The 406-nt window shown below is 48.3% G+C and carries 1 protein-coding gene; it reads left to right on the top strand.

What is annotated here, in order from left to right:
• Positions 1-59: 59 nt before the first annotated feature.
• Positions 60-406, top strand: a 347-nt coding sequence (locus A3766_RS09595) for an enoyl-CoA hydratase-related protein (protein ID WP_197479489.1), incomplete at its 3' end; no start/stop codon positions are given.

Here is a 406-nt window from a genome sequence, read left to right as displayed (position 1 = left end):
CTGTCAACTTTGACCTTAAATCACTATTTATCTACTGCTACCGTAGGAGAAGATGCAAAATGAGCTTCAAAACTCTCGAGATCACCACCGAAAATCACATCGCTCACCTTAAGCTTAATCGCCCTGATGCGCTTAACGCGATGAATATCGATTTCTGGCAAGAGCTACCTGTTGCTATCCGTGAAATCGATGCCTCAGCAGAAGCGCGCGTAATAGTGATATCTTCTACTGGCAAGCACTTCAGCGCGGGCATGGACCTAGCTGTATTCACCAGCGGTAACTCAATTCCAATGGGCGGCGACCCTTCACGCATGGCTGAAAACCTACGCCGTGCCGTGCTAGAACTTCAAGATGCTTTTAACGTATTAGAAGAGGCGCGTATCCCGGTTCTGACTGCCATTCAAGG

The organism is Oleiphilus sp. HI0132 (assembly GCF_001635845.1).
The sequence above is the reverse complement of the archived record's forward strand: the minus strand, read 5'-3'. Positions and strand labels throughout refer to the sequence as shown.